Raw genomic sequence first — 22,656 nt, 5'->3', positions numbered from 1 at the left:
CCACCGAATCCACCGCCTTTGCCACCCTGCCGCTGTCCGCCGCCATGCTGGCCAACCTGGACGCCCTCGGCTATGCCTCGATGACGCCGATCCAGGCCCAGAGCCTGCCGGTCATCCTCAAGGGCCAGGACCTGATCGCCCAGGCCAAGACCGGCAGCGGCAAGACCGCTGCGTTCGGCATCGGCCTGCTGAACCCGATCAACCCGCGCTACTTCGGTTGCCAGGCACTGGTCCTGTGCCCGACCCGCGAACTCGCCGACCAGGTCGCCAAAGAGTTGCGCCGGCTGGCGCGCGCCGAAGACAACATCAAGATCCTGACGCTCTGCGGCGGCGTTTCGCTCGGCCCGCAGATCGCGTCGCTGGAGCACGGTGCGCACATCATCGTCGGCACCCCGGGGCGCATCCAGCAGCACCTGGACAAAGGCACCCTGGTACTCGACGGGCTCAATACGCTGATCCTCGACGAAGCTGACCGCATGCTCGACATGGGCTTTTTCGACGCCATCGCCAGCATCATCGGCAAGACTCCGGCCCGCCGCCAGACCCTGCTGTTCTCGGCCACCTACCCGTCCGGCATCAAGCAGCTTGCCGCAGACTTCATGCGCAACCCGCAGCAGGTCAAGGTCGAAAGCCTGCACACCGACAACCAGATCGAACAGCGCTTCATTGAAATCGACGCGCAACAGCGCCTCGAAGCGGTGACCCGCGTGCTCGGCCACTATCGCCCGCAATCGTGCGTGGCGTTCTGCTTCACCAAGCAGCAGTGCGAAGACGTGGTCGCCCACCTCACGGCCAAAGGCATCGTCGCCCAGGCCCTGCACGGTGACCTCGAACAGCGCGACCGCGACCAAGTGCTGGCCATGTTCGCCAACCGCAGCAGCTCGGTGCTGGTGGCGACCGACGTGGCCGCGCGCGGCCTGGACATCGACGGCCTGGACATGGTGCTCAACGTCGAGCTGGCGCGTGACGCCGAGATCCACGTGCACCGTGTCGGCCGTACCGGCCGTGCCGGTGAGAAGGGCGTTGCGGTCAGCCTGGTGGCCCCGGCCGAAGGCCACCGCGCCCAGGCCATCGAAGCGCTGCAGAAGAGCCCGCTGCGCTGGGACCAGCTGGACAGCCTGAAAAATAAAGGCGGCGAGCCGCTGCTGCCGGTGATGAGCACCTTGTGCATCGCTGCCGGGCGCAAGGACAAACTGCGCCCGGGTGACATCCTCGGCGCATTGACCGGCGATGCCGGCATCCCGGGCAAGCAGGTGGGCAAGATCGCCATCTTCGATTTCCAGGCCTTCGTGGCGGTGGAACGGGCACTGGCCAAGCAGGCGATGCAGCGCCTGAACAGCGGCAAGATCAAGGGCCGCGCCCTGAAAGTCCGCATTCTCTGATGATTTTTTGGGGCTGCTCTGCAGCCCATCGCAGGCAAGCCAGCGGCCCCAGCTACCAATGAGGTAACACCGTGCACACCACCGACGTGATCATCCTCGGCGCCGGCGCCGCCGGCCTGATGTGCGCCCAGCTCAGCGCCCGCCGTGGCCGCCGGGTACTGCTGCTCGACCACGCCAACAAGCCAGGCAAGAAAATCCTCATGTCCGGCGGCGGGCGCTGCAACTTCACCAACATGTACACCGAGCCTGCCAACTTCCTTTCGCACAACGCGCACTTCTGCAAGTCGGCGCTGGCCCGCTACACCCAGTGGGACTTCATCGAACTGGTGGCCAAGCATGGCGTGCCGTATCACGAGAAGAAGCTCGGGCAGCTGTTCTGCGACAACAAAGCCAGCGACATCCTCAACATGCTCCTGGCCGAGTGCGAAGAGGCCGGTGCCGAGTTGCGCATGGACACCAGCATCTCGCACATCGAGAAAACCGAAAATGGCTACCTGCTGCAAACCAGTGCCGGGCAGTTCGCCTGCCAGTCGCTGGTGATCGCCACCGGCGGCCTGTCGATCCCGACCCTGGGTGCTACCGGTTTCGGCTACCAGGTGGCGCGCCAGTTCGGCCATACCCTGCTGCCGACCCGCGCCGGGCTGGTGCCCTTCACCATCACCGAGCCCCAACTCAAGGCACTGTGCACTGAACTGTCGGGCACCTCGCTGGACTGCACGGCCAGCTGCAACGGCACCAGTTTCCGCGAGAACCTGCTGTTTACCCACCGCGGCCTGAGCGGCCCGGCGATTCTGCAGATCTCCTCGTTCTGGGAGGCCGGCGACACGGTGGAGATCAACCTGCTGCCGGACCGCGATGCACTGACCTGGCTGCAACAGCAGCAGGCCGAGCGCGCCAACGCAGAACTGAAGACGGTGCTTGGCGAGGTGTTCACCCGCAAGCTGGCCAACCTGTTGGCCGAGCAGTGGTTCGAATCGAAGCCGATGAAGCAGTACACCCCGGCAGAACTGGCCCAGATCGCCGAAAAACTGGCAGCCTGGCAAGTGGTACCGGCTGGCACCGAGGGCTATCGCACCGCCGAAGTGACGCTGGGCGGCGTGGACACCCGCGAGGTGTCGTCCAAGACCATGGAGTCGCTCAAAGCCCCGGGGCTGTACTTCATTGGCGAGGTGCTGGATGTCACCGGCCACCTGGGCGGTTTCAATTTCCAGTGGGCATGGGCATCGGCTAACGCTGCGGCGCAGTTCGTGTAGAGTAGAATCCATTCAGCAGCACGGAACGCTTCTTGCTGGTCCGTGCGGCACTGTATTCATTCGATCACAGCCCAAGGCCATCATGTCATCGAGCTCGTTCCGTCAGTCACTGCGTCGCCTGTGGGGCCAAGACAAGTTCAGCTACAGCATCAGGGTTACGGTCGCCCTTACCGGCAGCATGGCCTTGTGCTGGTACCAGGATGAAATGGCCCTGCTGATCCCCTTGTTCCTGGGCATCATCGCCAGCGCCCTGGCCGAAACCGACGACAGCTGGCAAGGCCGGCTCAGCGCGCTGGCGGTAACCCTGGTGTGTTTTGCCATCGCCGCGCTGTCGGTCGAGTTACTGTTCCCCTACCCCTGGATCTTCGCCGGCGCCCTCGCCCTGGCGGCCTTCGGCCTGACCATGCTCGGTGCACTGGGCGAGCGCTATGGTGCGATCGCTTCAGCCACGCTGATTTTGTCGGTGTACACCATGATCGGCGTGGACCAACGCGGCGGCCAGGTGAATGACTTCTGGCACGAGCCAATGCTGCTGGTGGCGGGCGCAGCCTGGTACGGCCTGCTGTCGGTGCTGTGGCAAGCGTTGTTCTCCAATCAGCCGGTGCAGCAAAGCCTGGCCAAACTGTTTTTCGAGCTGGGGCGCTACCTTAAGCTCAAGGCCAACCTGTTCGAACCCATCCGCAACCTCGACCTGGAGGCCCGCCGCCTGGAGCTGGCCCAGCAGAATGGCAAGGTGGTTGCGGCGCTCAACGCCGCCAAGGAAATCATCCTGCACCGGGTCGGCAACAGCCAGCCAAATTCCAAGGTCAGCCGTTACCTGAAACTGTACTTTCTGGCCCAGGATATTCACGAGCGCGTCAGCGCCTCGCATTACCCGTACAACGCCCTGGCCGAAGCATTCTTCCACAGCGACGTGATGTTCCGCTGCCAGCGCCTGCTGCGTCATCAAGGCTCCGCCTGCCAAGACCTGGCGCGCTCGATCCGCTTGCGCCAGCCGTTCGTGCTCGACAGCCGGTTTGCCGACACCCTGGAAGACCTCAACGCCTCCCTGGAGCACTTGCGCAACCAGAACAACCCGGCCTGGCGTAGCCTGCTGCGCTCGTTGCGGGCACTGGCGGCCAACCTTGCCACCCTCGACCGCCTGCTGGGCGCCGCCAGCAACCCGGACAGCCTGGCCGATGCCAGTGACAGCAGCCTGCTCGACCGTTCGCCACGCTCGCTGAAGGATGTGTTGAGTCGCCTGCGCACCCAGCTCACGCCGACCTCGCTGCTGTTCCGCCACGCTCTGCGCCTGTCGCTGGCACTGTCGATCGGCTACGGCATGGTGCATTTGATTCACCCGACCCAGGGCTACTGGATCATCCTCACTACGCTGTTCGTCTGCCAGCCCAACTATGGCGCAACCCGGCGCAAGCTGGTGCAGCGGGTGTTCGGCACGGCCATCGGCTTGACGGTCGGCTGGGCCCTGTTCGACCTGTTCCCCAGCCCGATCGTCCAGTCGATGTTCGCCGTGGTCGCCGGGGTGGTGTTCTTCGTCAACCGCACCACCCGGTACACCTTGGCAACCGCAGCGATCACCTTGATGGTGCTGTTCTGCTTCAACCAGATCGGCGACGGCTACGGCCTGTTCCTACCGCGCCTGTTCGATACCCTGGTGGGCAGCCTGATCGCCATTCTGGCGGTGTTCCTGTTCCTGCCCGACTGGCAAGGCCGGCGCTTGAACAAGGCGCTGGCCAACACTTTGGCCTGCGCCAGCGTGTACCTGCGCCAGATCATGCAGCAGTATGCCCACGGCAAACGCGACGACCTCGCCTACCGCCTGGCCCGCCGCAATGCCCACAACGCCGATGCGGCGCTGTCGACCACGCTGGCCAACATGCTCATGGAGCCGGGGCACTTCCGCAAGGAAGCGGACGTTGGCTTCCGTTTCCTGGTGTTGTCGCACACGCTGCTCAGCTACCTCTCCGGGCTTGGCGCGCACCGCGACACCGCCTTGCCGGCGGAGGTGCAGGAGCAGTTGATCGAGGGCGCGGGGCAAAGCCTGGCCAACAGCCTGGATGAAATCGCCAATGGCCTGGCGGCGCGGCTACCGGTGGCGATCCACAGTGATGCCGAAGAAGCGCTGGCCAACGACCTGGAACAGATGCCGGAAGAGCTGGATGAGCACCAACGGTTGGTGCAGACCCAGCTGGCACTGATTTGCAGGCAGTTGGGGCCATTGCGCACGTTGGCGGCGCACCTGGTCAAGGAAAGCGCGCCGGCCTAAATGCTATGTGGCCTATGGCGGCCTCTTCGCGGGTGAACCCGCTCCCACAGGGGGGGTGTATCGCTTGTGTGGGTTTACCCGCGAAGAGGCCAGCACGGGCATTAGAGGTCAAAAGCCATGCTGGCGTAACAAGCGCGCATAACTGCCATCAGCTTTCATCGCCGCAATCGCCTGTTCGAACCGTTCGACAATCTGCTGGTGTTGCGGGTGTTTCAGGCTGACCAAAATATGCAGGCTGTTCTGCGCCAGTGGCGGGTCGATCAGTTCCACACCATCACGCACCGCCTGCGGTTCGCGCTGCAGGTTGTAACGGGCCACGTATTCATCTTCTACCGCCAGGTTCACCCGGCCTGCCGCCAACATGCGCACGGCTGACGAGAAATTGCGCACAGGCACTTTGTGCAAGCGGGTGTCGCCGTCGAAATCGGGCGAGTAGGCATAGTCACGCACCACGGCAATGCTGTAGGGGTACAAATCGGCAGCATGCTGATAGTCAAACGCCTCACCCTTGCGCTTGAGCAAGCGGATGCGGTTAGTCAGGTAGGCGTCGGAAAACTGGCCGATGCGCGCACGCGCGTCGTTGCGCCAGGCATTGATCAACACGTCGTAACGCCCTTCGCCGACGCCCATCAAGGCCCGTGCCCAGGGCACTTCTTCGAACGCACTGGTGTATCCGGCCCGGGCCAGCGCCGTGGTGACGATGCTGGTCGCCAAACCGCCGCCGGGCATGCTGGTGTCGGTAAACGGTGGCCAGTTGTCCGCCACAAGCCGCAGCTTGCCGTAACCCTGGGCGGGCGAGGCCAGCATCACTGCCAGCAACCCCAGAACACAAAGCAGTGGCCGCATGCTCAAGTCCTTTCGCAATGGAGGGCACACACTGTGTAGGCGGTCTGCACCACAACTGCCGCTGAGCGTACACAAAGCTGCGGCCGAAGGCAGCGGACAATAGTGTCATTTTGCCTCTATTTTGGCCGAAGGCTGCATGACACCGCCTGCAGCAATCAGCCACTCGTCGGTAGCCTTGGGATTTGCGATGATCGACGGATCATTCAAGGAGTTCCTGCCCATGTCCATTGACTGGCTTTGCAAGCACCACACTGATCTCGGCAAGGAGCAGCTCTATGCCATCCTGCAGTTGCGCACTGAAGTGTTCGTGGTCGAACAACGCTGCAGCTACCAGGAAGTCGATGGCCAGGACCTGACCGGCGACACCCTGCACCTGATGGCCTGGCAAGACGACAAGCTGGTGGCTTACCTGCGCCTGCTCGACCCGCAATCCCAAGGGGGCGATGTGGTCATCGGCCGCGTGGTCACGTCACCTGCGGCGCGCGGGCTCAAGCTGGGGCATGCGTTGCTGCTCAAAGGGCTGGAGGCGGCCGAGCATTGCTGGCCGGGTACGCCGGTGTACCTGTCGGCGCAGGCGCACCTGCAAGGGTTTTATGCCGGGCATGGGTTTAAGGCGGTGGGTGAGGAATACCTTGAGGATGACATTGCGCATATCGGTATGCGTAAAGGCTGAAAAAGCCAGGGGGCACTTTGCCCCCCGCATCACGGATACCCCAGCACTTCGCGGATCTGGCGCAAATGCCGAATGATCCACTGCTTGTCGATCGCGCCCCAGTCATGAATGCGGTAATGCCCGGCATGATTGCGCGCGCCTTCCTGCTGCTCGAACTCACAGACGATGTCCAGGTCGGCCAGGGCAGCGATGGTGTCCTGGGCCGTGCGGCGTGGCATGCCGGTGGCCTCCATCAGCGCCGGCACGCTGGTCGCGGTCTGGCTGTCGATCAGCCAAGCCACGTATAGGCGGCGGTAGAAGCTGCTCTTGGTCTTGCTCACTTCCATGCTGCGTGGTCCTTAACAGTTGCCCGGCAGCTCCCGATAGGTCAGGTAGACGCGCAGGTCGAATTCCAGTTGATGGTAGTCCGGCTCCATGTGCTGACAGAGCTGGTAAAACGCTTTGTTATGGTCGCGCTCACGCAGGTGCGCCAACTCGTGCACCACGATCATGCGCAAAAACTGCGGCGCGGCCTCCTTGAACAAAGCGGCGATGCGGATTTCCTTCTTCGCCTTGAGCTTGCCACCCTGCACCCGGGATACCGCCGTGTTCAGCCCCAACGCTCGGTGGGTCAGGTCCAGGCGGTTGTCGAACAGCACCTTGTCCAGGTTGGGCGCACTGCGCAGGTACTGCTGCCGCAACTCTTGGGCATAACCGTACAGCGCCTTGTCGCTCTGCACGTCATGGCGGTCCGGGTAACGACGCTGCAGGTACTCGCCCAGGCGGTCGCTGTCGATCATCTGCCGCACCTGCTCTTGCAGGTGCGGCGGGTAGGCTTGCAGGTAACGTAATACGGTCATGGCAGTGCATTCGGCGTGACGAAGGGCGATTCTAGCCAATCATGGCCGAGGCCAGGAGAAAATCGCCGGGAAGCCGCTGGCATCCGCTGCGGTCATGGGGTGCGCCACCAGAAAACCCTGCACGTAGGCGCAACCGTTTGCCTTCAGCCACGCAGCCTGGGCCGGGGTTTCCACGCCCTCGGCGATCACTGTGATGCGGTAGTCGGCGCACAGGCCCACCACGCTGCGTACCAGCGCGGCGTCCACGGCTGAGTCCGGCAGGCGTGCCACCAGGTGGCGGTCCAACTTCAGGGTATCGATCGGTAAATCCCGCAGCATGCGCAACGAGCAGTCACCTGCGCCAAAATCATCCAGCGCCACCCGCACGCCCAGCTCACGCAGGCGGTGTATCTGCTTAACCGCCGCGTCGATGTTGTACATCAGCGACGTCTCCGCCACCTCGACTTCAAGCTGCGCGGGGTCCAGCTGGTAATCCAGGATCACCCGCTGCAGCTCCTCGACCAGGCCCGGCATGACGAACTGGGCACGGCTCAGGCTGATACCCAGCACCAAGTCGCGAGGGAAACGATCGCACCAGGCCTGGCGCTGCGCTGCCCCCTGGCGGTAGATCCAGCTGGCCAGGCGGTTGATCAGCCGGGCCTCTTCCAGCAGGGGTATGAACAGCCCCGGCGGCACATCGCCAACGCTGGGGTGCTGCCAGCGCAACAACGCCTCGAAACCGCGCAAGTGGCCATCGGCAAAACCCACCTGGGGTTGATACACCAGGCTGAAGTCCTGCTGTTCGATCGCTGCGCGCACACCGTCTTCAAGCATCAACCGTGAACGAGCGCGGCCATTGAGCTCGTGGTCATAGAAGCGGTATTGCTGGCGGCCAGCCTGCTTGGCCGCGTACATCGCCGCATCGGCTGCGCGCAGCAGGCCCTCGACGGTGGCACCGCAGTCGGGGTAGGTGGCGATACCAATGCTGACCCCAAGGCACACATCCAGCCCTTCCACCTGCTGGCTGATGGCGATGCGCTCGAGCAAGCGCTCGGCGTAACGCCCGGCCTGCTCGGGGTAAGGCAAGCTGTCGAACAACGCCGTGAACTCATCACCGCCCATCCGTGCCAGCAGCGCCTTGCTGCCCAGGCAGTCCTTGATCTGCTCGGCGACCCAGCGCAGCACGCGATCACCCGCTTCATGGCCCAAGGAGTCGTTGATCCGCTTGAAGCCATCCAGGTCCATGTACATCAGCGCCTGCGCCTTGTCCGAGCGCTCGTTGCGCAGCAGCACGCCCTCGGCGGCCTGGTAGAAACCGCGGCGGTTGAGCAGGCCGGTCAGCGGGTCGGTCACCGCTTGGTACTCAAGCTGTTGGTGGAGGTTGCGCACCACCGACATGTCCAGCACTGTCACCACCATCGCCTGCTGATCGGCCGGCAAGGGTGCACACGACAGCGCGACCGGTACCAGCTCGCCCCCCAGGGTGCGTAACTGAGCATCGTGCACGCGGAAAATCCGCCGCCCCAAGTAAGCCTGGTAGAAGTCCGACTCGTTCCACAGGTTGGCGTTGGCCATTTGCACCAGGTCAAGCAACTGGGCGCCCTGCAACTGCTCCACTGGCGCTGCCAGCAAGCGTGAAATGGCTGGGTTGGCGAAACTGATGGTGCCGGCGGCATCTACCACCAGAATCCCTTCGGCGGCGTTTTCCAGAATCGAAGCGTTGAACGCCCTGGCTGTTTCCAGCTCGCGGGTCAGTTGCTGCAACATGCGCCGGTTGCGTTGCTGATCGAGCAGGGCCTGGACCTTGGGCTTGAGAATCTGCGGGTCGAACGGCTTGAACATGTAGTCCACCGCGCCACTGGCGTACCCCTTCAGCACAGCGGCATCGGACTGTTCGTTAGCGGTAAGGAAGATGATCGGGGTCAGCCGCGTGCGCTGGCTGCCGCGCATCAGCCGGGCGACTTCGAAGCCGTCCATCTCTGGCATCTGTACATCCAGCAAGACCAGGTCGACGTCATGTTCGAGCAAAGCACTCAGGGCTTCCACCCCCGAACTTGCGGTCAATACTTGCCAATCCTGCCGGGCCAGCAAGGCCCGCATACTGATGAGGTTCTCGGGGTAATCATCTACCACTAGAAGAACCGAGCTGCCACCATCCCGTGGCTGTGGTTGAAGGTGAGCGCCATCCATGCTGCTTCTCTATTGTGTGACCGACTTCAAATCACGATTGGATCCGATAAGTACTCTAGACCCGGGCCTGTAACTCGCAATGCAATCAGAACGCTATCAGTGCATAAACTGTACGGTAGCCGACTAACGGTTGCTCTGCCGTGAATACGGGTTATCGCAGGCATAAAAAAACCCGCATCTCTGCGGGTTTTTTCAGTACTACCAGCGAATCAATTGACCTTGGCGGCCAATTCACCTTTCAGGTAACGCTGGAACATGCCTTCCAGGGAGATCGGCTTGATCTTGGAGGCATTGCCGGCGGTGCCGAAGGCTTCGTAACGGGCGATGCACACGTCACGCATGGCTTTGACGGTTTCACCGAAGAACTTGCGCGGGTCGAACTCGCTTGGGTTCTGGGCCATCAGGCGACGCATGGCACCGGTGGAGGCCAGGCGCAGGTCGGTGTCGATGTTGACCTTGCGCACGCCGTGCTTGATGCCTTCGACGATTTCTTCAACCGGCACGCCGTAGGTTTCTTTGATGTCGCCGCCGTACTGGTTGATGATCGCCAGCCACTCTTGCGGTACCGAAGAGGAACCGTGCATCACCAGGTGGGTGTTAGGGATGCGCTTGTGGATTTCCTTGATGCGGTCGATCGCCAGCACGTCACCGGTCGGTGGCTTGGTGAACTTGTAGGCGCCGTGGCTGGTGCCGATGGCGATGGCCAGGGCGTCGACCTGGGTCTTCTTGACGAAGTCGGCGGCTTCTTCAGGGTCGGTCAGCATCTGGCTGTGATCCAGCACGCCTTCAGCGCCAATACCGTCTTCTTCACCGGCCATGCCGGTTTCCAGCGAACCCAGGCAGCCCAGCTCGCCTTCTACCGAAACGCCGCAGGCGTGCGCCATGGCAACGGTCTGCTGAGTAACGCGGACGTTGTACTCGTAGTCGGTTGGGGTTTTGCCGTCTTCACCCAGCGAGCCGTCCATCATGACCGAGCTGAAGCCCAGCTGGATCGAGCGCTGGCACACGTCAGGGCTGGTGCCGTGGTCCTGGTGCATGCACACCGGGATGTGCGGGAACTCTTCGATCGCGGCCAGGATCAGGTGGCGCAGGAAGGGCGCACCGGCGTATTTACGGGCACCTGCCGAAGCCTGCACGATGACCGGAGAGTCGGTCTTGTCGGCGGCTTCCATGATTGCGCGCATTTGCTCGAGGTTGTTGACGTTGAAAGCTGGAACGCCGTAACCGAACTCGGCGGCGTGGTCCAGCATCTGGCGCATGCTAATGAGTGCCATTGTGTATCTCTCTCCCGACAAGCGTCGTTTGTTTCGTGCAAGCCTGCCGCAGGGGCGGTTGCTGTTCAAGTAGTGTGGGCCACCTGGGCGGCCCGGCCAGTCACGGTGCCTTGCAGCCCCGCCCTATCAGATCGTTGGTTGCCACCCAGTACACCAGGCCTTCTTCGCCTTTGGTGTGGAAGGCCAGCACGCCATCGCTGTACATCGCGCCCGACGCGCTCGGCTCGGATTTGAGCCGGTAGACCTGGTCGCCGCCGCCAAGGCGTACGTCGACCGAATCTTGTTGTGCATCCGCGAAGCGCCACAGCACTTCGGTCTGGGTGTCACAGACCCAACGGGTCCAGTTGTCTGCCGGGGCGGGTTGCGCCGGCTGCAGCAGTGAGCATCCTGCCAGTGTCGCCAGGGCCGCGATGGCCATAAGCGCTTTCATCTCATTACTCCGCTAAGGGCTGCTTTGCAGCCCATCGCCGGCAAGCCGGCTCCCACAGGTACCGCACCACCCTAAGGGCATGTGCAAGGCCTGTGGGAGCTGGCTTGCCGGCGATGGGCCGCACAGCGGCCCCAGTGTTGAAGACCTTCAAACCCAGCTTAGGTGCCCGAGAACCCGATCAAGGGCAACCAGGCGCCTTGTGCTGGTGGTCTTCGTCATACTTTTCCAGGCCATCCGGACCCAGGCGCTTGTTGATGACCGGTACGGTCTCAGCCTGCCACTCGGACTGGTAGCAGCCGCCCTTGGGCAACCGCGACGCGGCTTCATCCGAAGACGGGCTGCTGGAGCACGCGCTCAGCATCCCGGCCAGAATCATCACAGGCAATTGCTTGACCATCAGGTCGCTCCCTTTGCCAAGCGCCAACGTCATCAGGCCTTGGCCCGCTCTTCCAGAATTGCCACAGCCGGCAGGACCTTGCCCTCGACGAACTCGAGGAACGCGCCACCACCGGTAGAAATGTAGGAGATATCGGCGCCAACGCCATATTTGTCGATCGCCGCCAGGGTGTCACCACCGCCCGCGATGGAGAACGCGGCGCTTTCTGCGATGGCCTTGGCCAGCACTTTGGTGCCGTTGCCGAACTGGTCGAACTCGAACACGCCAACCGGGCCGTTCCACAGGATGGTCTGCGACGACTTCAGCAGCTCGGCGAAGTTGGCAGCGGTCTGCGGGCCGATGTCCAGGATCATGTCGTCAGCGGCAACGTCGGCAATGGCCTTGACGGTCGCTTCGGCGCTTTCGGCGAATTCCTTGGCAACCACCACGTCGACCGGCAGCGGTACGTTGACCTTGGCAGCGATGGCCTTGGCGGTGTCGACCAGGTCAGGCTCGTACAGCGACTTGCCGACGGGGTGGCCAGCAGCCGCCAGGAAGGTGTTGGCGATGCCACCACCTACGATCAGCAGGTCGCAAACGGTGCTCAGGCTGTTCAGCACGTCGAGTTTGGTCGACACCTTGGACCCAGCGACGATGGCCGCCATTGGCTTGGCCGGGGCTTTCAGCGCCTTGCCCAGGGCATCCAGCTCGGCGGCCAGCAGTGGGCCAGCAGCAGCGACTTTGGCGAACTTGGCCACGCCATGGGTCGAACCTTCGGCGCGGTGGGCAGTGCCGAACGCGTCCATCACGAACACGTCGCACAGGGCCGCGTATTTCTGCGCCAGCTCGTCGGCGTTCTTTTTCTCGCCCTTGTTGAAGCGCACGTTCTCGAACAGCACCAGGTCACCGGCCTTGACCTCGACACCTTCCAGGTAGTCGGCGATCAGCGGCACGTCACGGCCCAGGGCTTTGCTCAAGTAGTCGGCGACCGGTTTGAGGCTGTTCTCGGCAGAGAATTCACCTTCGGTCGGGCGGCCCAGGTGCGAGCAGACCATTACCGCTGCACCCTTTTCCAGGGCCAGCTTGATGGTCGGCAGCGCTGCCAGGATACGCGCGTCGCTGGCTACCACACCGTCCTTCACAGGCACGTTGAGGTCTTCGCGGATCAGTACGCGTTTACCTTGCAGGTCGAGGTCGGTCATCTTCAACACGGTCATGAATGCAGTCCTTCAGGGCTGTTTGTTGCGGGTTGGTTGAACGACGTGCAGATAGTGTTCGGCAACGTCGAGCATACGGTTGGCGAACCCCCATTCGTTGTCGAACCAAGCCAGCAGGTTTACCAGGCGGGGGCCGGAAACACGGGTCTGGCTGGCATCGACGATCGCCGAATGCGGGTCGTGGTTGAAATCACAGCTGGCGTGGGGCAGCTCGGTATAGGCCAGCAATCCTTTGAGCGGGCCCTCCAGCGCTGCCTCGCGCAGCACCCGGTTGACCTCGGCGGCGCTGGTGTCGCGGGCGGTCTGCAGCGTGATGTCCAGGCATGAGACGTTGACGGTCGGCACGCGTACCGCTTTGGCCTGAATTCGCCCGGCAAGTTCCGGCAGCAGCCGCTCGATGCCGCGCGCAAGGCCCGTGGACACCGGGATCACCGACTGGAACGCAGAGCGCGTACGGCGCAGGTCTTCGTGGTGGTAAGCGTCGATCACCGGCTGGTCGTTCATCGCCGAGTGGATGGTGGTGATCTGCACGTATTCGATGCCGAACGCCTGGTCCAGCACGCGCAACAGCGGCACGCCGCAGTTGGTGGTGCAGGACGCGTTGGACACCAGGCGCTCGCTGCCGGTCAGGCATGCCTGGTTGATGCCGTAGACCACCGTAGCGTCCACGTCCGCCTCGCTGGCCATGGGCTGCGAGAACAGCACCCGTGGCGCGCCGGCATCAAGAAAACGCTGGCCATCGGCGCGGGTGTTGTAGGCGCCGGAGCACTCCAGCACCAGGTCGATGTCCAGGGCGGCCCAGTCGATGCCTTCCGGGGTGGCGCTGCGCATCACCTTCACGCAGTCGCCGTTAATATGCAGACAGTCGCCGTCGACTCTCACTTCCCCAGGGAAACGCCCGTGGGTGGAGTCGAAGCGTGTCAGGTACTCAAGGCTGGCCTGATCGGCCAGGTCGTTCAACGCAACAATCTCGAAACCGGCCTTCGCCCCCCGCTCGAACAACGCGCGCAGGACACAGCGGCCGATGCGGCCATAACCGTTGAGTGCAACTTTGTAGGGACGCGGGTGGGGCATAGGTGGCTCTTGAAATCCGTCGGTTGAAAGGGGCCGCCATACGGCCCATTCGCGGCACAAGGCCGCTCCCACAGGGTACTGCGGCGTATGCAGATCCTGTGGGAGCGGCCTTGTGCCGCGAACAAGGGCCAAAGGCCCTCGCTTTGCCTGTATCAGTCTTCCAGCAGCTCTTCGGCGGTGCCCAGGATGTTCTCCAGGGTGAAGCCGAATTCTTCGAACAGTGCAGAGGCCGGGGCCGACTCACCGTAGGTGGTCATGCCGATGATACGGCCTTCCAGGCCGACGTACTTGTACCAGAAGTCGGCGTGGGCAGCTTCGATGGCGATGCGCGCCCCCACTTCCAGTGGCAGTACAGACTGCTTGTAGCCAGCGTCCTGGGCGTCGAACACGCTGGTGCACGGCATGGAAACCACGCGGACCTTGCGGCCTTGCTCGCTCAGCTTGTCGAAGGCCTGAACCGCCAGGCCCACTTCGGAACCGGTGGCGATCAGGATCAGCTCTGGCTCGCCAGCGCAGTCCTTGAGGATGTAGCCACCGCGGCTGATGTCAGCGATCTGCTGGGCGTTACGGTCCTGATGCTGCAGGTTCTGACGCGAGAAGATCAGCGCCGATGGGCCGTCTTTGCGCTCCAGGGCGTTTTTCCAGGACACGGCCGATTCGACCGCGTCAGCTGGGCGCCAGGTGTCCAGGTTCGGCGTGCTGCGCAGGCTGGTCAGCTGCTCGATCGGCTGGTGAGTCGGGCCGTCTTCGCCCAGGCCGATGGAGTCGTGGGTGTAGACGTGGATTACGCGCTGCTTCATCAGGGCCGACATGCGCACTGCGTTGCGGGCGTATTCCATGAACATCAGGAAGGTCGCGCCGTAAGGCACCAGGCCGCCGTGTAGGGCAACGCCGTTCATGATCGCGGTCATGCCGAACTCGCGCACGCCGTAGTAGACGTAGTTGCCGCTAGCGTCATGGGCGTCGACGCCTTTGCAACCTTTCCACAGGGTCAGGTTGGAACCGGCCAGGTCAGCCGAACCGCCGAGGAACTCAGGCAGCAGCGGGCCGAAGGCGTTCAGGGCATTCTGGCTGGCCTTGCGGCTGGCAATGGTCTCGCCTTTGGCAGCGACTTCGTTGATGTAGGCCTGGGCCTTCTCGGAGAAGTCAGCCGGCAGCTCGCCGCTGTCACGGCGCTTGAACTCGGCAGCCAGCTCTGGGAACGCCGCGGCGTAGGCGTCGAAGCGCTGGTTCCACTCGGCTTCAGCCTTGGCACCGGCGGCCTTGGCATCCCACTCGGCATAGATGTCGGCCGGGATTTCGAACGGGCCGTGGTTCCAATTCAGTTCTTTGCGGGCCAGGGCGATTTCGTCGTTGCCCAGCGGTGCGCCGTGGCAGTCTTCCTTGCCCTGCTTGTTCGGCGAACCGAAGCCGATGATGGTCTTGCAGCAGATCAGGGTCGGCTGCTCGCTTTTGCGTGCAGTCTCGATCGCGGTCTTGATCTCGTCGGCGTCATGGCCGTCGACGTTGCGGATCACCTGCCAGTTGTAGGCTTCGAAACGCTTCGGCGTGTCGTCGGTGAACCAGCCTTCGACTTCGCCGTCGATGGAGATGCCGTTGTCGTCATAGAAGGCAATCAGCTTGCCCAGGCCCAGGGTGCCGGCCAAAGCGGCGACTTCGTGGGAGATACCTTCCATCATGCAGCCGTCGCCGAGGAACACGTAGGTGTTGTGGTCGACGATGTTGTGGCCTTCACGGTTGAACTGTGCGCCCAGGACTTTTTCCGCCAGGGCGAAGCCCACGGCGTTGGCCAGGCCTTGGCCCAGTGGGCCGGTGGTCGTCTCTACGCCTGGGGTGTAGCCGTATTCCGGGTGGCCCGGGGTACGGCTGTGCAGCTGGCGGAAGGCCTTGAGGTCGTCGATCGACAGGTCGTAGCCGGTCAGGTGCAGCAGCGAGTAGATCAGCATCGAGCCGTGGCCGTTGGACAGCACGAAGCGGTCACGGTCGGCGAAGCTTGGGTTGCTCGGGTTGTGCTTCAGGTAGTCACGCCAAAGCACTTCGGCGATATCCGCCATGCCCATAGGGGCACCTGGGTGGCCGCTGTTAGCCTTTTGCACGGCATCCATGCTGAGGGCACGAATGGCGTTGGCACGTTCACGACGGCTGGGCATCGCTGATCTCCTGGGGCTGAAAGGTTGTGATACGAAAAAAGGCGGCCATTTTCGCCCACTGGGGGGCTGGGGGCAAACATTTAAGCGTCAAGCGGCACGCTTTAAGCGGCAAGGTGCATGCGAGCATGGGCTGGGGCCGCTCTATCCTTGCAGCTCATCGCCAATATCAAAACTTTTTGATATTGGCCTTGCGGGTGCCACGATGCCTGTCTAGACTGCCGCCCCATGAACCTCCGTGCGCAATCGATCCCTCAGCGAAGCGACACCCTGGCCGCCCTGTGCAAAGCCAGTGGCGACGCGCTGCGCCTGAATGTTTTGCGCGCACTGGCCAGCGATTCGTTTGGCGTGCTCGAGCTGGCGCAAATCTTCGACATCGGCCAGTCCGGCATGAGCCATCACCTGAAGGTGCTGGCCCAGGCCGAGCTGGTGGCTACCCGGCGCGAGGGCAACGCGATTTTCTACCGCCGCGCCCTGCCCGACAGCCTACGCCTGGGCGGGCGTCTGCACACGGCGTTGCTCGAAGAAGTCGACGACCTGACCTTGCCACCTGCGGTGCAGGCGCGCATCGCCCAGGTACAGCAACGCCGCGCAGCCACCAGCCAGGACTTTTTCCTGCGCGTGGAAGAAAAATTCCGCGCCCAGCAAGACCTGATCGCCGGCCTGCCGCAGTACCGCGAAAGCCTGCTGGCGCTGCTCGACAAGCTGAACTTCGCGCCCACCGCCAGCGCGCTGGAAGTAGGCCCCGGCGACGGCGGCTTCCTGCCGGACCTGGCACGGCGCTTTGCCACGGTGACCGCCCTGGACAACAGCCCGACCATGCTCGAGCTGGCCCGCCAGGTCTGCCAGCGTGAGCGCCTGGACAACGTGAACCTGCAGTTGGCCGATGCACTGAATGCAACGGATGTGGCAGCCGACTGCGTTGTGCTGAACATGGTGCTGCACCATTTCAGCGACCCGGCCCTGGCCCTGCGCCAGCTGGCCAAACGGGTGAAAGCGGGCGGCAGCCTGCTGGTCACCGAACTGTGCAGCCATGACCAGGGGTGGGCGCGCGATGCCTGCGGCGACCTCTGGCTGGGCTTCGAACAGGACGACCTGGCCCGTTGGGCCAATAGTGCCGGGCTGGTCCCCGGGGACAGCCTCTATGTGGGCTTGCGCAACGGTTTCCAGATACAGGTCCGCCATTTTCAGCGGGCGACTGGCGACATACACCATCGGTAAATTTTAGGAACCCTTCGAGATGAGCGAATACTCCCTTTTCACCTCCGAGTCCGTGTCCGAAGGGCATCCGGACAAGATCGCCGACCAGATTTCGGACGCTGTCCTTGATGCCATCATCGCTCAGGACAAATACGCCCGCGTGGCCTGCGAAACCTTGGTCAAGACCGGTGTCGCCATCATCGCTGGCGAAGTGTCCACGTCCGCCTGGGTCGACCTCGAAGAACTGGTACGTAAAGTCATCATCGACATCGGCTACAACAGCTCCGACGTCGGCTTCGACGGCGCCACCTGCGCGGTGATGAACATCATCGGCAAGCAGTCCGTGGACATCGCCCAGGGCGTCGACCGCTCCAAGCCGGAAGACCAGGGCGCTGGCGACCAGGGCCTGATGTTCGGCTACGCCAGCAACGAAACCGACGTGCTGATGCCAGCACCGATCTGCTTCTCGCACCGTCTGGTCGAGCGCCAGGCCGAAGCGCGCAAGTCGCGCCTGCTGCCGTGGCTGCGCCCGGACGCCAAGTCGCAGGTCACCTGCCGTTACGAAAATGGCAAGGTAGTCGGCATCGACGCGGTGGTCCTGTCGACCCAGCACAACCCTGAGGTCTCGCAAAAAGACCTGCAAGAAGCGGTCATGGAACTGATCGTCAAGCACACCCTGCCGGCCGAACTGCTGCACAAAGATACCCAGTACCACATCAACCCGACCGGCAACTTCATCATCGGTGGCCCGGTGGGTGACTGTGGCCTGACCGGCCGCAAGATCATCGTCGACTCCTACGGCGGCATGGCCCGCCACGGTGGTGGCGCGTTCTCCGGCAAGGACCCGTCCAAGGTCGACCGTTCCGCCGCCTACGCCGGTCGCTACGTGGCCAAGAACATCGTCGCCGCCGGCCTGGCCGAGCGTTGCGAGATCCAGGTCTCCTACGCCATTGGCGTAGCTCAGCCAACCTCCATCTCGATCAATACCTTCGGTACCGGCAAGGTCTCCGACGACAAGATCGTCCAACTGGTGCGCGAGTGCTTCGACCTGCGTCCGTACGCAATCACCAAGATGCTCGACCTGCTCCACCCGATGTACCAGGAAACCGCGGCCTACGGCCACTTCGGCCGCACCCCGCAGCAGAAGACAGTCGGCGACGACACCTTCACCACCTTCACCTGGGAACGCACCGACCGCGCCCAGTCGCTGCGTGACGCTGCCGGCCTGTAAGTTTCCTACAGCGCTGGACGAAAGCCCCTGCCGAGCAATCGGCAGGGGCTTTTTTGTGACATATCGGCTGACAACTGTTCACGGCAATCGGCACCTAGCCTGCCTAGGCTGAGGGTTCCCACCCGCCATGCAAGGATGCTGGCCATGCCGTTCATGCTGTTGTTCGCACTGCTGCTATCGCTATATACCTCGCTGGCGCACGCCAGCCCCTGCCCCGACTGGGACGCCAAACAAGCCCACGCCGAGGTCACCCACCTTCGCAGCACGATTGCCCAATGGGACGACGGCTACCATCGCCTGGGCATCACCCAGGTAGCAGATGAACTGTATGACCAGAGCCGGCAACGCCTGGAACACTGGCAGCAATGCTTCGGCCTGCAGGCGCAACCCGCGCCACTGGCCACGGCGCGCGGCCCGATTACCCACCCCGTCCCGCATACAGGCGTCGACAAGCTGGGCGACGAGCAGGCCGTCGGCCGCTGGATGGCCGGCAAGGCTGGCCTGTGGGTGCAGCCGAAGGTCGATGGGGTGGCGGTATCCTTGCTCTACCGACAGGGGCAACTCGTACAGTTGCTGAGCCGGGGTGACGGGGCCCAGGGGCACGACTGGAGCCGCCACATCCCGCACCTCGATGCCATTACCCGGCAACTGCCCCAGGCCCTTGACCTGGTGTTGCAGGGTGAGCTGTATCTGCGCCTGGACCAGCACGTGCAAGCCCAGGCGGGCAGCGCCAAGGCGCGGGGCACCGTGGCAGGGCTGCTCGGCCGCAAGCAGCTCAGCGCTGAACAAGGCGCCAGCATCGGCCTGTTCGTCTGGGATTGGCCACAGGGCCCCAGCAGCCAGGCCGAGCGCCTGTCGCAGCTGGCCCAACTGGGCTTCCCCGACAGCCAGCGCTACAGCGTTGCCATCGACTCCATCGCCGATGCCGCACACTGGCGCCAGCACTGGTACCGCTCACCTCTGCCCTTCGCCACCGACGGCGTCATCCTGCGCCAGAGCAGTCGGCCTCCTGCCGAGCGTTGGCAGGCCAAGCCGCCCTACTGGCTGGCAGCCTGGAAATACCCCTACGCCCAAGCCTTGGCAGAGGTACGTGAGGTACGCTTCCGGGTCGGTCGCACGGGCAGGGTCACGCCGGTGCTGCGCCTGCACCCGGTCAAGCTGGACGACCGGCTGATCACACAGGTCAGCCTGGGCTCACTGGCACGCTGGCAGCGCCTCGACATTGCGCCGGGTGATCAGGTAGCAATCAGCCTGGCCGGCCTGACCATTCCGCGTTTCGAGCACGTGGTGCACCGCGCGGCCCTACGCCAGCCGGTTGCAGCGCCGCAACCGGAGCGCTACCACCCCCATAGCTGCTGGCACGCAGACGACGGTTGCGACGAGCAGTTCATTGCGCGGCTTACATGGCTAAGTGGCAAGCAGGGGCTGGCAATGCCGCGCACCGGGCCAGGTACGTGGCAGCGCCTGGTCGGGGCTGGGTTGGTCACTTCGATGACGGATTGGCTGCAACTCGATGCTCAGCGCCTGGGCCAGGTACCGGGCATCAGCGACGCCACCGCCACGCAGCTGCTGCACGCCTTCGAAGGCGCCCGAGCACAGCCCTTCTCCCGCTGGCTGCGCGCGCTTGGCGCACCCGTACCGGGTGGCATCCAGCTCGACGGTGATTGGGCGCAGCTGTCCTCGCGCACGGCCGATGATTGGCACGCCATGCCGGGTATCGGCGCAGTGCGCGCGCGTCAGCTTGAAGCGTTTTTTACGGCCAACGAAACTCAAGCCATTGCGGCGCAGTTAAACGAGGCCGGCGTAAACGCGTTCCAAATCAGCAACAAACCGCTCGCGCAATGATTTTTTACCAAATCCCACGCAAGGAAAGTCTGAGTTTCGGCCATAAAAAACCAACAAGGGTTTCTAAATAGGAAAAACCAAGGCAGGATTTCCCCCAACTTTTCTGCCCCGCCCCGTTCAGGAGGCTTTTCATGAAACGTATTTCGACTCTTTTCTTGCTCGCAACACTGGGCCTGGCTGCTGGCGCCGTGCAGGCTGCCGAGCCGGATGCCGGCCTGACTGGCTGCGCGGCCAAACGCAGCGCCATCGAGAACCAACTGAAGATTGCCCGCGAACACGGCAACAGTGACCAGGTTGCGGGGCTCGAGCAGGCACTGGAAGGTGCAAAAAACTGTACAGAAACCAGCCTGCGAAAAGAGCGTGAACAAAAGGTGCTCGATGCGCGCCATGAAGTCGCGCAACGCGAAAAAGACCTGAAGAAAGCCGAAAAGAAAGGCGATGCTGAAAAGATAAACAAGCGTAAAGACAAACTCGCCGAGTCGCGCAAAGAACTGCAGGAAGCGGTCGACGAACTCGACCGCTGAGGTGCAGCGTCCGTGAGCGCCTTATCGCCGGCAAGCCGGCTCCCACAGGCACTCCACTGCTCTCAAGGGCTGTGTGTTTCCTGTGGGAGCCGGCTTGCCGGCGATAAGGCGCTCACAGGCGATCAATGATTGCGGAATTCGGTATGGCAAGCCTTGCACGCTGCCTCGACCTTGTCCATCGGCCCCTTGAGCTGTGCAACGTCCAGCGGCTGGCCCCGGGTCGCATCGACCAATTCACCGGTCACGCCCTCCAGTTGCCGGGCAAGGTCATGGAACCGCGCCTGACGCTCCCACACCTCCGCTCGCGCGCTGCTGTCACCGCCATCGCGCGCTTGGGGGAAGTGCTGCCACGGCTGGTGCGACAGGCTGTCGAGCTTCACGGCCCCTTCGGAGAACTTCACCCCGTCGAACGGCAAGCGGCCGCGCAGCATGCCACCCAGGTCCTCGCTGGTCTTGAGCATGTCCTTGAAGATCGCCTTGCGCTGGCCCAGCGGCGAGTTCGGGTCCACACGGTCACAGGCACTCAGGGCAAGGGCTGCGAGCAGAACAACGGTCAATCGCTTGAACATCACGGTCACTACGGCCTACGAGAATGGGCGGCCAGTATCGCCGGCCAAGGGCCAAAGACCAATAGCCACATAAAACACAGGGGCGAATCTTCATGTTCGCCCTGACAGGAACCCCCCTATGAAATCTGCCCTGCGCCACCTGGCCTGGACACTCCCGGCGCTGGCCCTGCTGGCCGGCTGCAACGGCGGCGAGAACGCCAAACCTGAGCCCCATGCCATTGCCACCTATGCCAGTGCCACCTGGCAGGACCTGCCCAGCGTCAGCGACACCGACCTGGTGGCCGGCTTCCACGCGTGGCGCAATGGCTGTGAAAAACTCAAGCGCGACGCCGTCTGGGCCACCACCTGCGAGGCCGCTGCCAGCGTGCCGGACGATGCACTGCAAATACGCGCCTTCCTGCAGCAAAACCTGCAGGTCTATGGCTTGCGCTCGGCCGAGAACAACGCCAACGGCCTGATCACTGGCTACTACGAGCCGGTCTACCCGGGCAGCCTGAAACCGACCGAAACCAACCACGTAGCGGTGTACGGCGTGCCCGACGACATGATCGTGGTCGACCTCGCCAGCGTGTACCCAGAGCTCAAAGGTAAGCGCCTGCGCGGGCGACTCGATGGCCGGGTGCTCAAGCCTTACGACACAGCCGAAGTCATCAACCGTGAGGGCGTAAAAGCCCCGGTGCTGGCCTGGCTGACCGACCCGATGGACTTGCAGTTCCTGCAGATACAGGGTTCGGGCCGGGTACAACTGGAAGATGGCCGCCAGCTGCGCCTGGGCTACGCCGACCAAAATGGCCACCCCTACCGGCCGATTGGGCGTTGGCTGGTGGAACAGGGCCAGCTGAAGAAAGAAGACGTGAGCATGGGCAGCATTCATGCCTGGGCGCAGGCCAACCCGCAGCGGGTACCAGAGCTGCTGGCCAGCAACCCTAGCTACGTGTTTTTCAGCACCCGCCCCGACAGTAACGAAGGCCCGCGCGGCTCGCTCAACGTGCCACTGACGGCCGGCTACAGCGTGGCGATCGACCGCAAGGTGATTCCGTTGGGCAGCCTGCTGTGGTTATCCACGACGCGCCCGGATGGTACCCCGGTGGTGCGGCCGGTAGGCGCTCAGGATACCGGGGGGGCCATTGCCGGTGAGGTACGTGCAGACCTGTTCTGGGGGACTGGGCCAGAAGCCGGTGAGCTGGCCGGGAACATGAAGCAGCAAGGGCAGATCTGGATGCTGTGGCCTAAAGGCAAACCGCTGCCTGAAGTACCGAAAGTCCTTTGATTCTGCGCTGACTTCTTCGCGGGTAAACCCGCTCCCACAGGGCTTGTGAAAACCTTCCAGGCTGCGCTAGA

General features: G+C 63.3%; 20 protein-coding genes. 9 read left to right on the top strand and 11 right to left on the bottom strand.

Going from position 1 to position 22,656, the window contains the following annotated elements:
• Positions 1 to 44: 44 nt before the first annotated feature.
• The 3 genes from dbpA to yccS all read left to right on the top strand — a co-directional run bounded on the left by dbpA (position 45) and on the right by yccS (position 4,901).
• Positions 45 to 1,382, top strand: coding sequence for an ATP-dependent RNA helicase DbpA (gene dbpA / locus QOS90_RS02950; RefSeq protein ID WP_256214922.1), 1,338 nt, complete (start codon positions 45 to 47; stop codon positions 1,380 to 1,382).
• Between the two features lie 71 nt (positions 1,383 to 1,453).
• A complete protein-coding gene (locus tag QOS90_RS02945) occupies positions 1,454 to 2,635 on the top strand; it encodes a BaiN/RdsA family NAD(P)/FAD-dependent oxidoreductase (protein WP_027592472.1) in 1,182 nt (393 codons plus the stop codon).
• 82 nt (positions 2,636 to 2,717) lie between these two features.
• Positions 2,718 to 4,901, top strand: a complete 2,184-nt coding sequence (yccS, locus tag QOS90_RS02940) for a YccS family putative transporter (protein WP_027592471.1) — start codon at positions 2,718 to 2,720, stop codon at positions 4,899 to 4,901.
• A gap of 108 nt (positions 4,902 to 5,009) precedes the next feature.
• Here yccS and QOS90_RS02935 read toward each other — a convergent pair whose 3' ends face one another.
• Positions 5,010 to 5,747, bottom strand: coding sequence for a substrate-binding periplasmic protein (locus QOS90_RS02935; RefSeq protein ID WP_085272282.1), 738 nt, complete (start codon positions 5,745 to 5,747; stop codon positions 5,010 to 5,012).
• Positions 5,748 to 5,967: 220 nt separating this feature from the next.
• Here QOS90_RS02935 and QOS90_RS02930 point away from each other — a divergent pair, with 220 nt between their 5' ends.
• Positions 5,968 to 6,420 (top strand): GNAT family N-acetyltransferase, encoded by a 453-nt coding sequence (locus QOS90_RS02930; RefSeq protein ID WP_027592469.1) that lies wholly within the window; start codon positions 5,968 to 5,970, stop codon positions 6,418 to 6,420.
• Positions 6,421 to 6,449: 29 nt separating this feature from the next.
• Here QOS90_RS02930 and QOS90_RS02925 read toward each other — a convergent pair whose 3' ends face one another.
• From QOS90_RS02925 to tkt, 9 genes are all read right to left on the bottom strand, one after another.
• On the bottom strand, positions 6,450 to 6,746 hold the full coding sequence (locus tag QOS90_RS02925; RefSeq protein WP_003249396.1) for a winged helix-turn-helix domain-containing protein: 297 nt from the start codon (positions 6,744 to 6,746) through the stop codon (positions 6,450 to 6,452).
• A 12-nt stretch (positions 6,747 to 6,758) separates the two neighbouring features.
• Positions 6,759 to 7,259, bottom strand: a complete 501-nt coding sequence (locus tag QOS90_RS02920; RefSeq protein WP_027592468.1) for a M48 metallopeptidase family protein — start codon at positions 7,257 to 7,259, stop codon at positions 6,759 to 6,761.
• 39 nt (positions 7,260 to 7,298) lie between these two features.
• A complete protein-coding gene (locus QOS90_RS02915) occupies positions 7,299 to 9,428 on the bottom strand; it encodes a putative bifunctional diguanylate cyclase/phosphodiesterase (RefSeq protein ID WP_085272281.1) in 2,130 nt (709 codons plus the stop codon).
• 209 nt (positions 9,429 to 9,637) lie between these two features.
• Positions 9,638 to 10,702: a class II fructose-bisphosphate aldolase gene (gene fba, locus QOS90_RS02910; RefSeq protein ID WP_008093958.1), complete on the bottom strand. Its 1,065-nt coding sequence runs from the start codon at positions 10,700 to 10,702 to the stop codon at positions 9,638 to 9,640.
• 100 nt (positions 10,703 to 10,802) lie between these two features.
• Entirely contained in the window at positions 10,803 to 11,132 is a 330-nt protein-coding gene (locus tag QOS90_RS02905; protein WP_027592466.1) for an MliC family protein, read from the bottom strand.
• 178 nt (positions 11,133 to 11,310) lie between these two features.
• Positions 11,311 to 11,562, bottom strand: coding sequence for a hypothetical protein (locus QOS90_RS02900; RefSeq protein WP_027592465.1), 252 nt, complete (start codon positions 11,560 to 11,562; stop codon positions 11,311 to 11,313).
• The gene (locus QOS90_RS02895; RefSeq protein ID WP_027592464.1) at positions 11,562 to 12,725 is read right to left on the bottom strand and encodes a phosphoglycerate kinase; all 1,164 of its coding nucleotides are present in this window, start codon (positions 12,723 to 12,725) and stop codon (positions 11,562 to 11,564) included. Before QOS90_RS02895 ends, QOS90_RS02900 begins: the two co-directional genes overlap by 1 nt.
• Positions 12,726 to 12,737: 12 nt before the next feature.
• Positions 12,738 to 13,799, bottom strand: coding sequence for an erythrose-4-phosphate dehydrogenase (epd, locus tag QOS90_RS02890; protein ID WP_027592463.1), 1,062 nt, complete (start codon positions 13,797 to 13,799; stop codon positions 12,738 to 12,740).
• Positions 13,800 to 13,951: 152 nt separating this feature from the next.
• Positions 13,952 to 15,949, bottom strand: a complete 1,998-nt coding sequence (gene tkt / locus QOS90_RS02885) for a transketolase (protein WP_085272280.1) — start codon at positions 15,947 to 15,949, stop codon at positions 13,952 to 13,954.
• Positions 15,950 to 16,174: 225 nt separating this feature from the next.
• On the opposite strand from tkt, the gene QOS90_RS02880 reads away from it, so the two are divergent.
• From QOS90_RS02880 to QOS90_RS02865, 4 genes are all read left to right on the top strand, one after another.
• A complete protein-coding gene (locus QOS90_RS02880; RefSeq protein WP_027592461.1) occupies positions 16,175 to 17,167 on the top strand; it encodes an ArsR/SmtB family transcription factor in 993 nt (330 codons plus the stop codon).
• Positions 17,168 to 17,186: 19 nt separating this feature from the next.
• Entirely contained in the window at positions 17,187 to 18,377 is a 1,191-nt protein-coding gene (gene metK, locus QOS90_RS02875) for a methionine adenosyltransferase (RefSeq protein ID WP_027592460.1), read from the top strand.
• 144 nt (positions 18,378 to 18,521) lie between these two features.
• Positions 18,522 to 20,222 carry an NAD-dependent DNA ligase LigB gene (gene ligB / locus QOS90_RS02870; RefSeq protein WP_085272279.1) on the top strand — a complete coding sequence of 567 codons (1,701 nt, stop codon included), beginning with the start codon at positions 18,522 to 18,524 and terminating at the stop codon, positions 20,220 to 20,222.
• 131 nt (positions 20,223 to 20,353) lie between these two features.
• Positions 20,354 to 20,746: a DUF1090 domain-containing protein gene (locus QOS90_RS02865; protein WP_027592459.1), complete on the top strand. Its 393-nt coding sequence runs from the start codon at positions 20,354 to 20,356 to the stop codon at positions 20,744 to 20,746.
• A gap of 122 nt (positions 20,747 to 20,868) precedes the next feature.
• On the opposite strand, the gene QOS90_RS02860 is transcribed toward QOS90_RS02865, so the two are convergent.
• Positions 20,869 to 21,315, bottom strand: coding sequence for a c-type cytochrome (locus QOS90_RS02860; protein WP_085272278.1), 447 nt, complete (start codon positions 21,313 to 21,315; stop codon positions 20,869 to 20,871).
• Positions 21,316 to 21,433: 118 nt separating this feature from the next.
• On the opposite strand from QOS90_RS02860, the gene mltA reads away from it, so the two are divergent.
• The gene (gene mltA, locus QOS90_RS02855; protein WP_085272277.1) at positions 21,434 to 22,585 is read left to right on the top strand and encodes a murein transglycosylase A; all 1,152 of its coding nucleotides are present in this window, start codon (positions 21,434 to 21,436) and stop codon (positions 22,583 to 22,585) included.
• The last annotated feature ends 71 nt before the right edge of the window (positions 22,586 to 22,656 follow it).

This window comes from Pseudomonas sp. LAIL14HWK12:I10, from assembly GCF_900184205.1.
Taxonomy (GTDB): domain Bacteria; phylum Pseudomonadota; class Gammaproteobacteria; order Pseudomonadales; family Pseudomonadaceae; genus Aquipseudomonas; species Aquipseudomonas kermanshahensis.
Note: the sequence above shows the minus strand (reverse complement) of the source record. Positions and strands in the feature narration are given on the sequence as shown.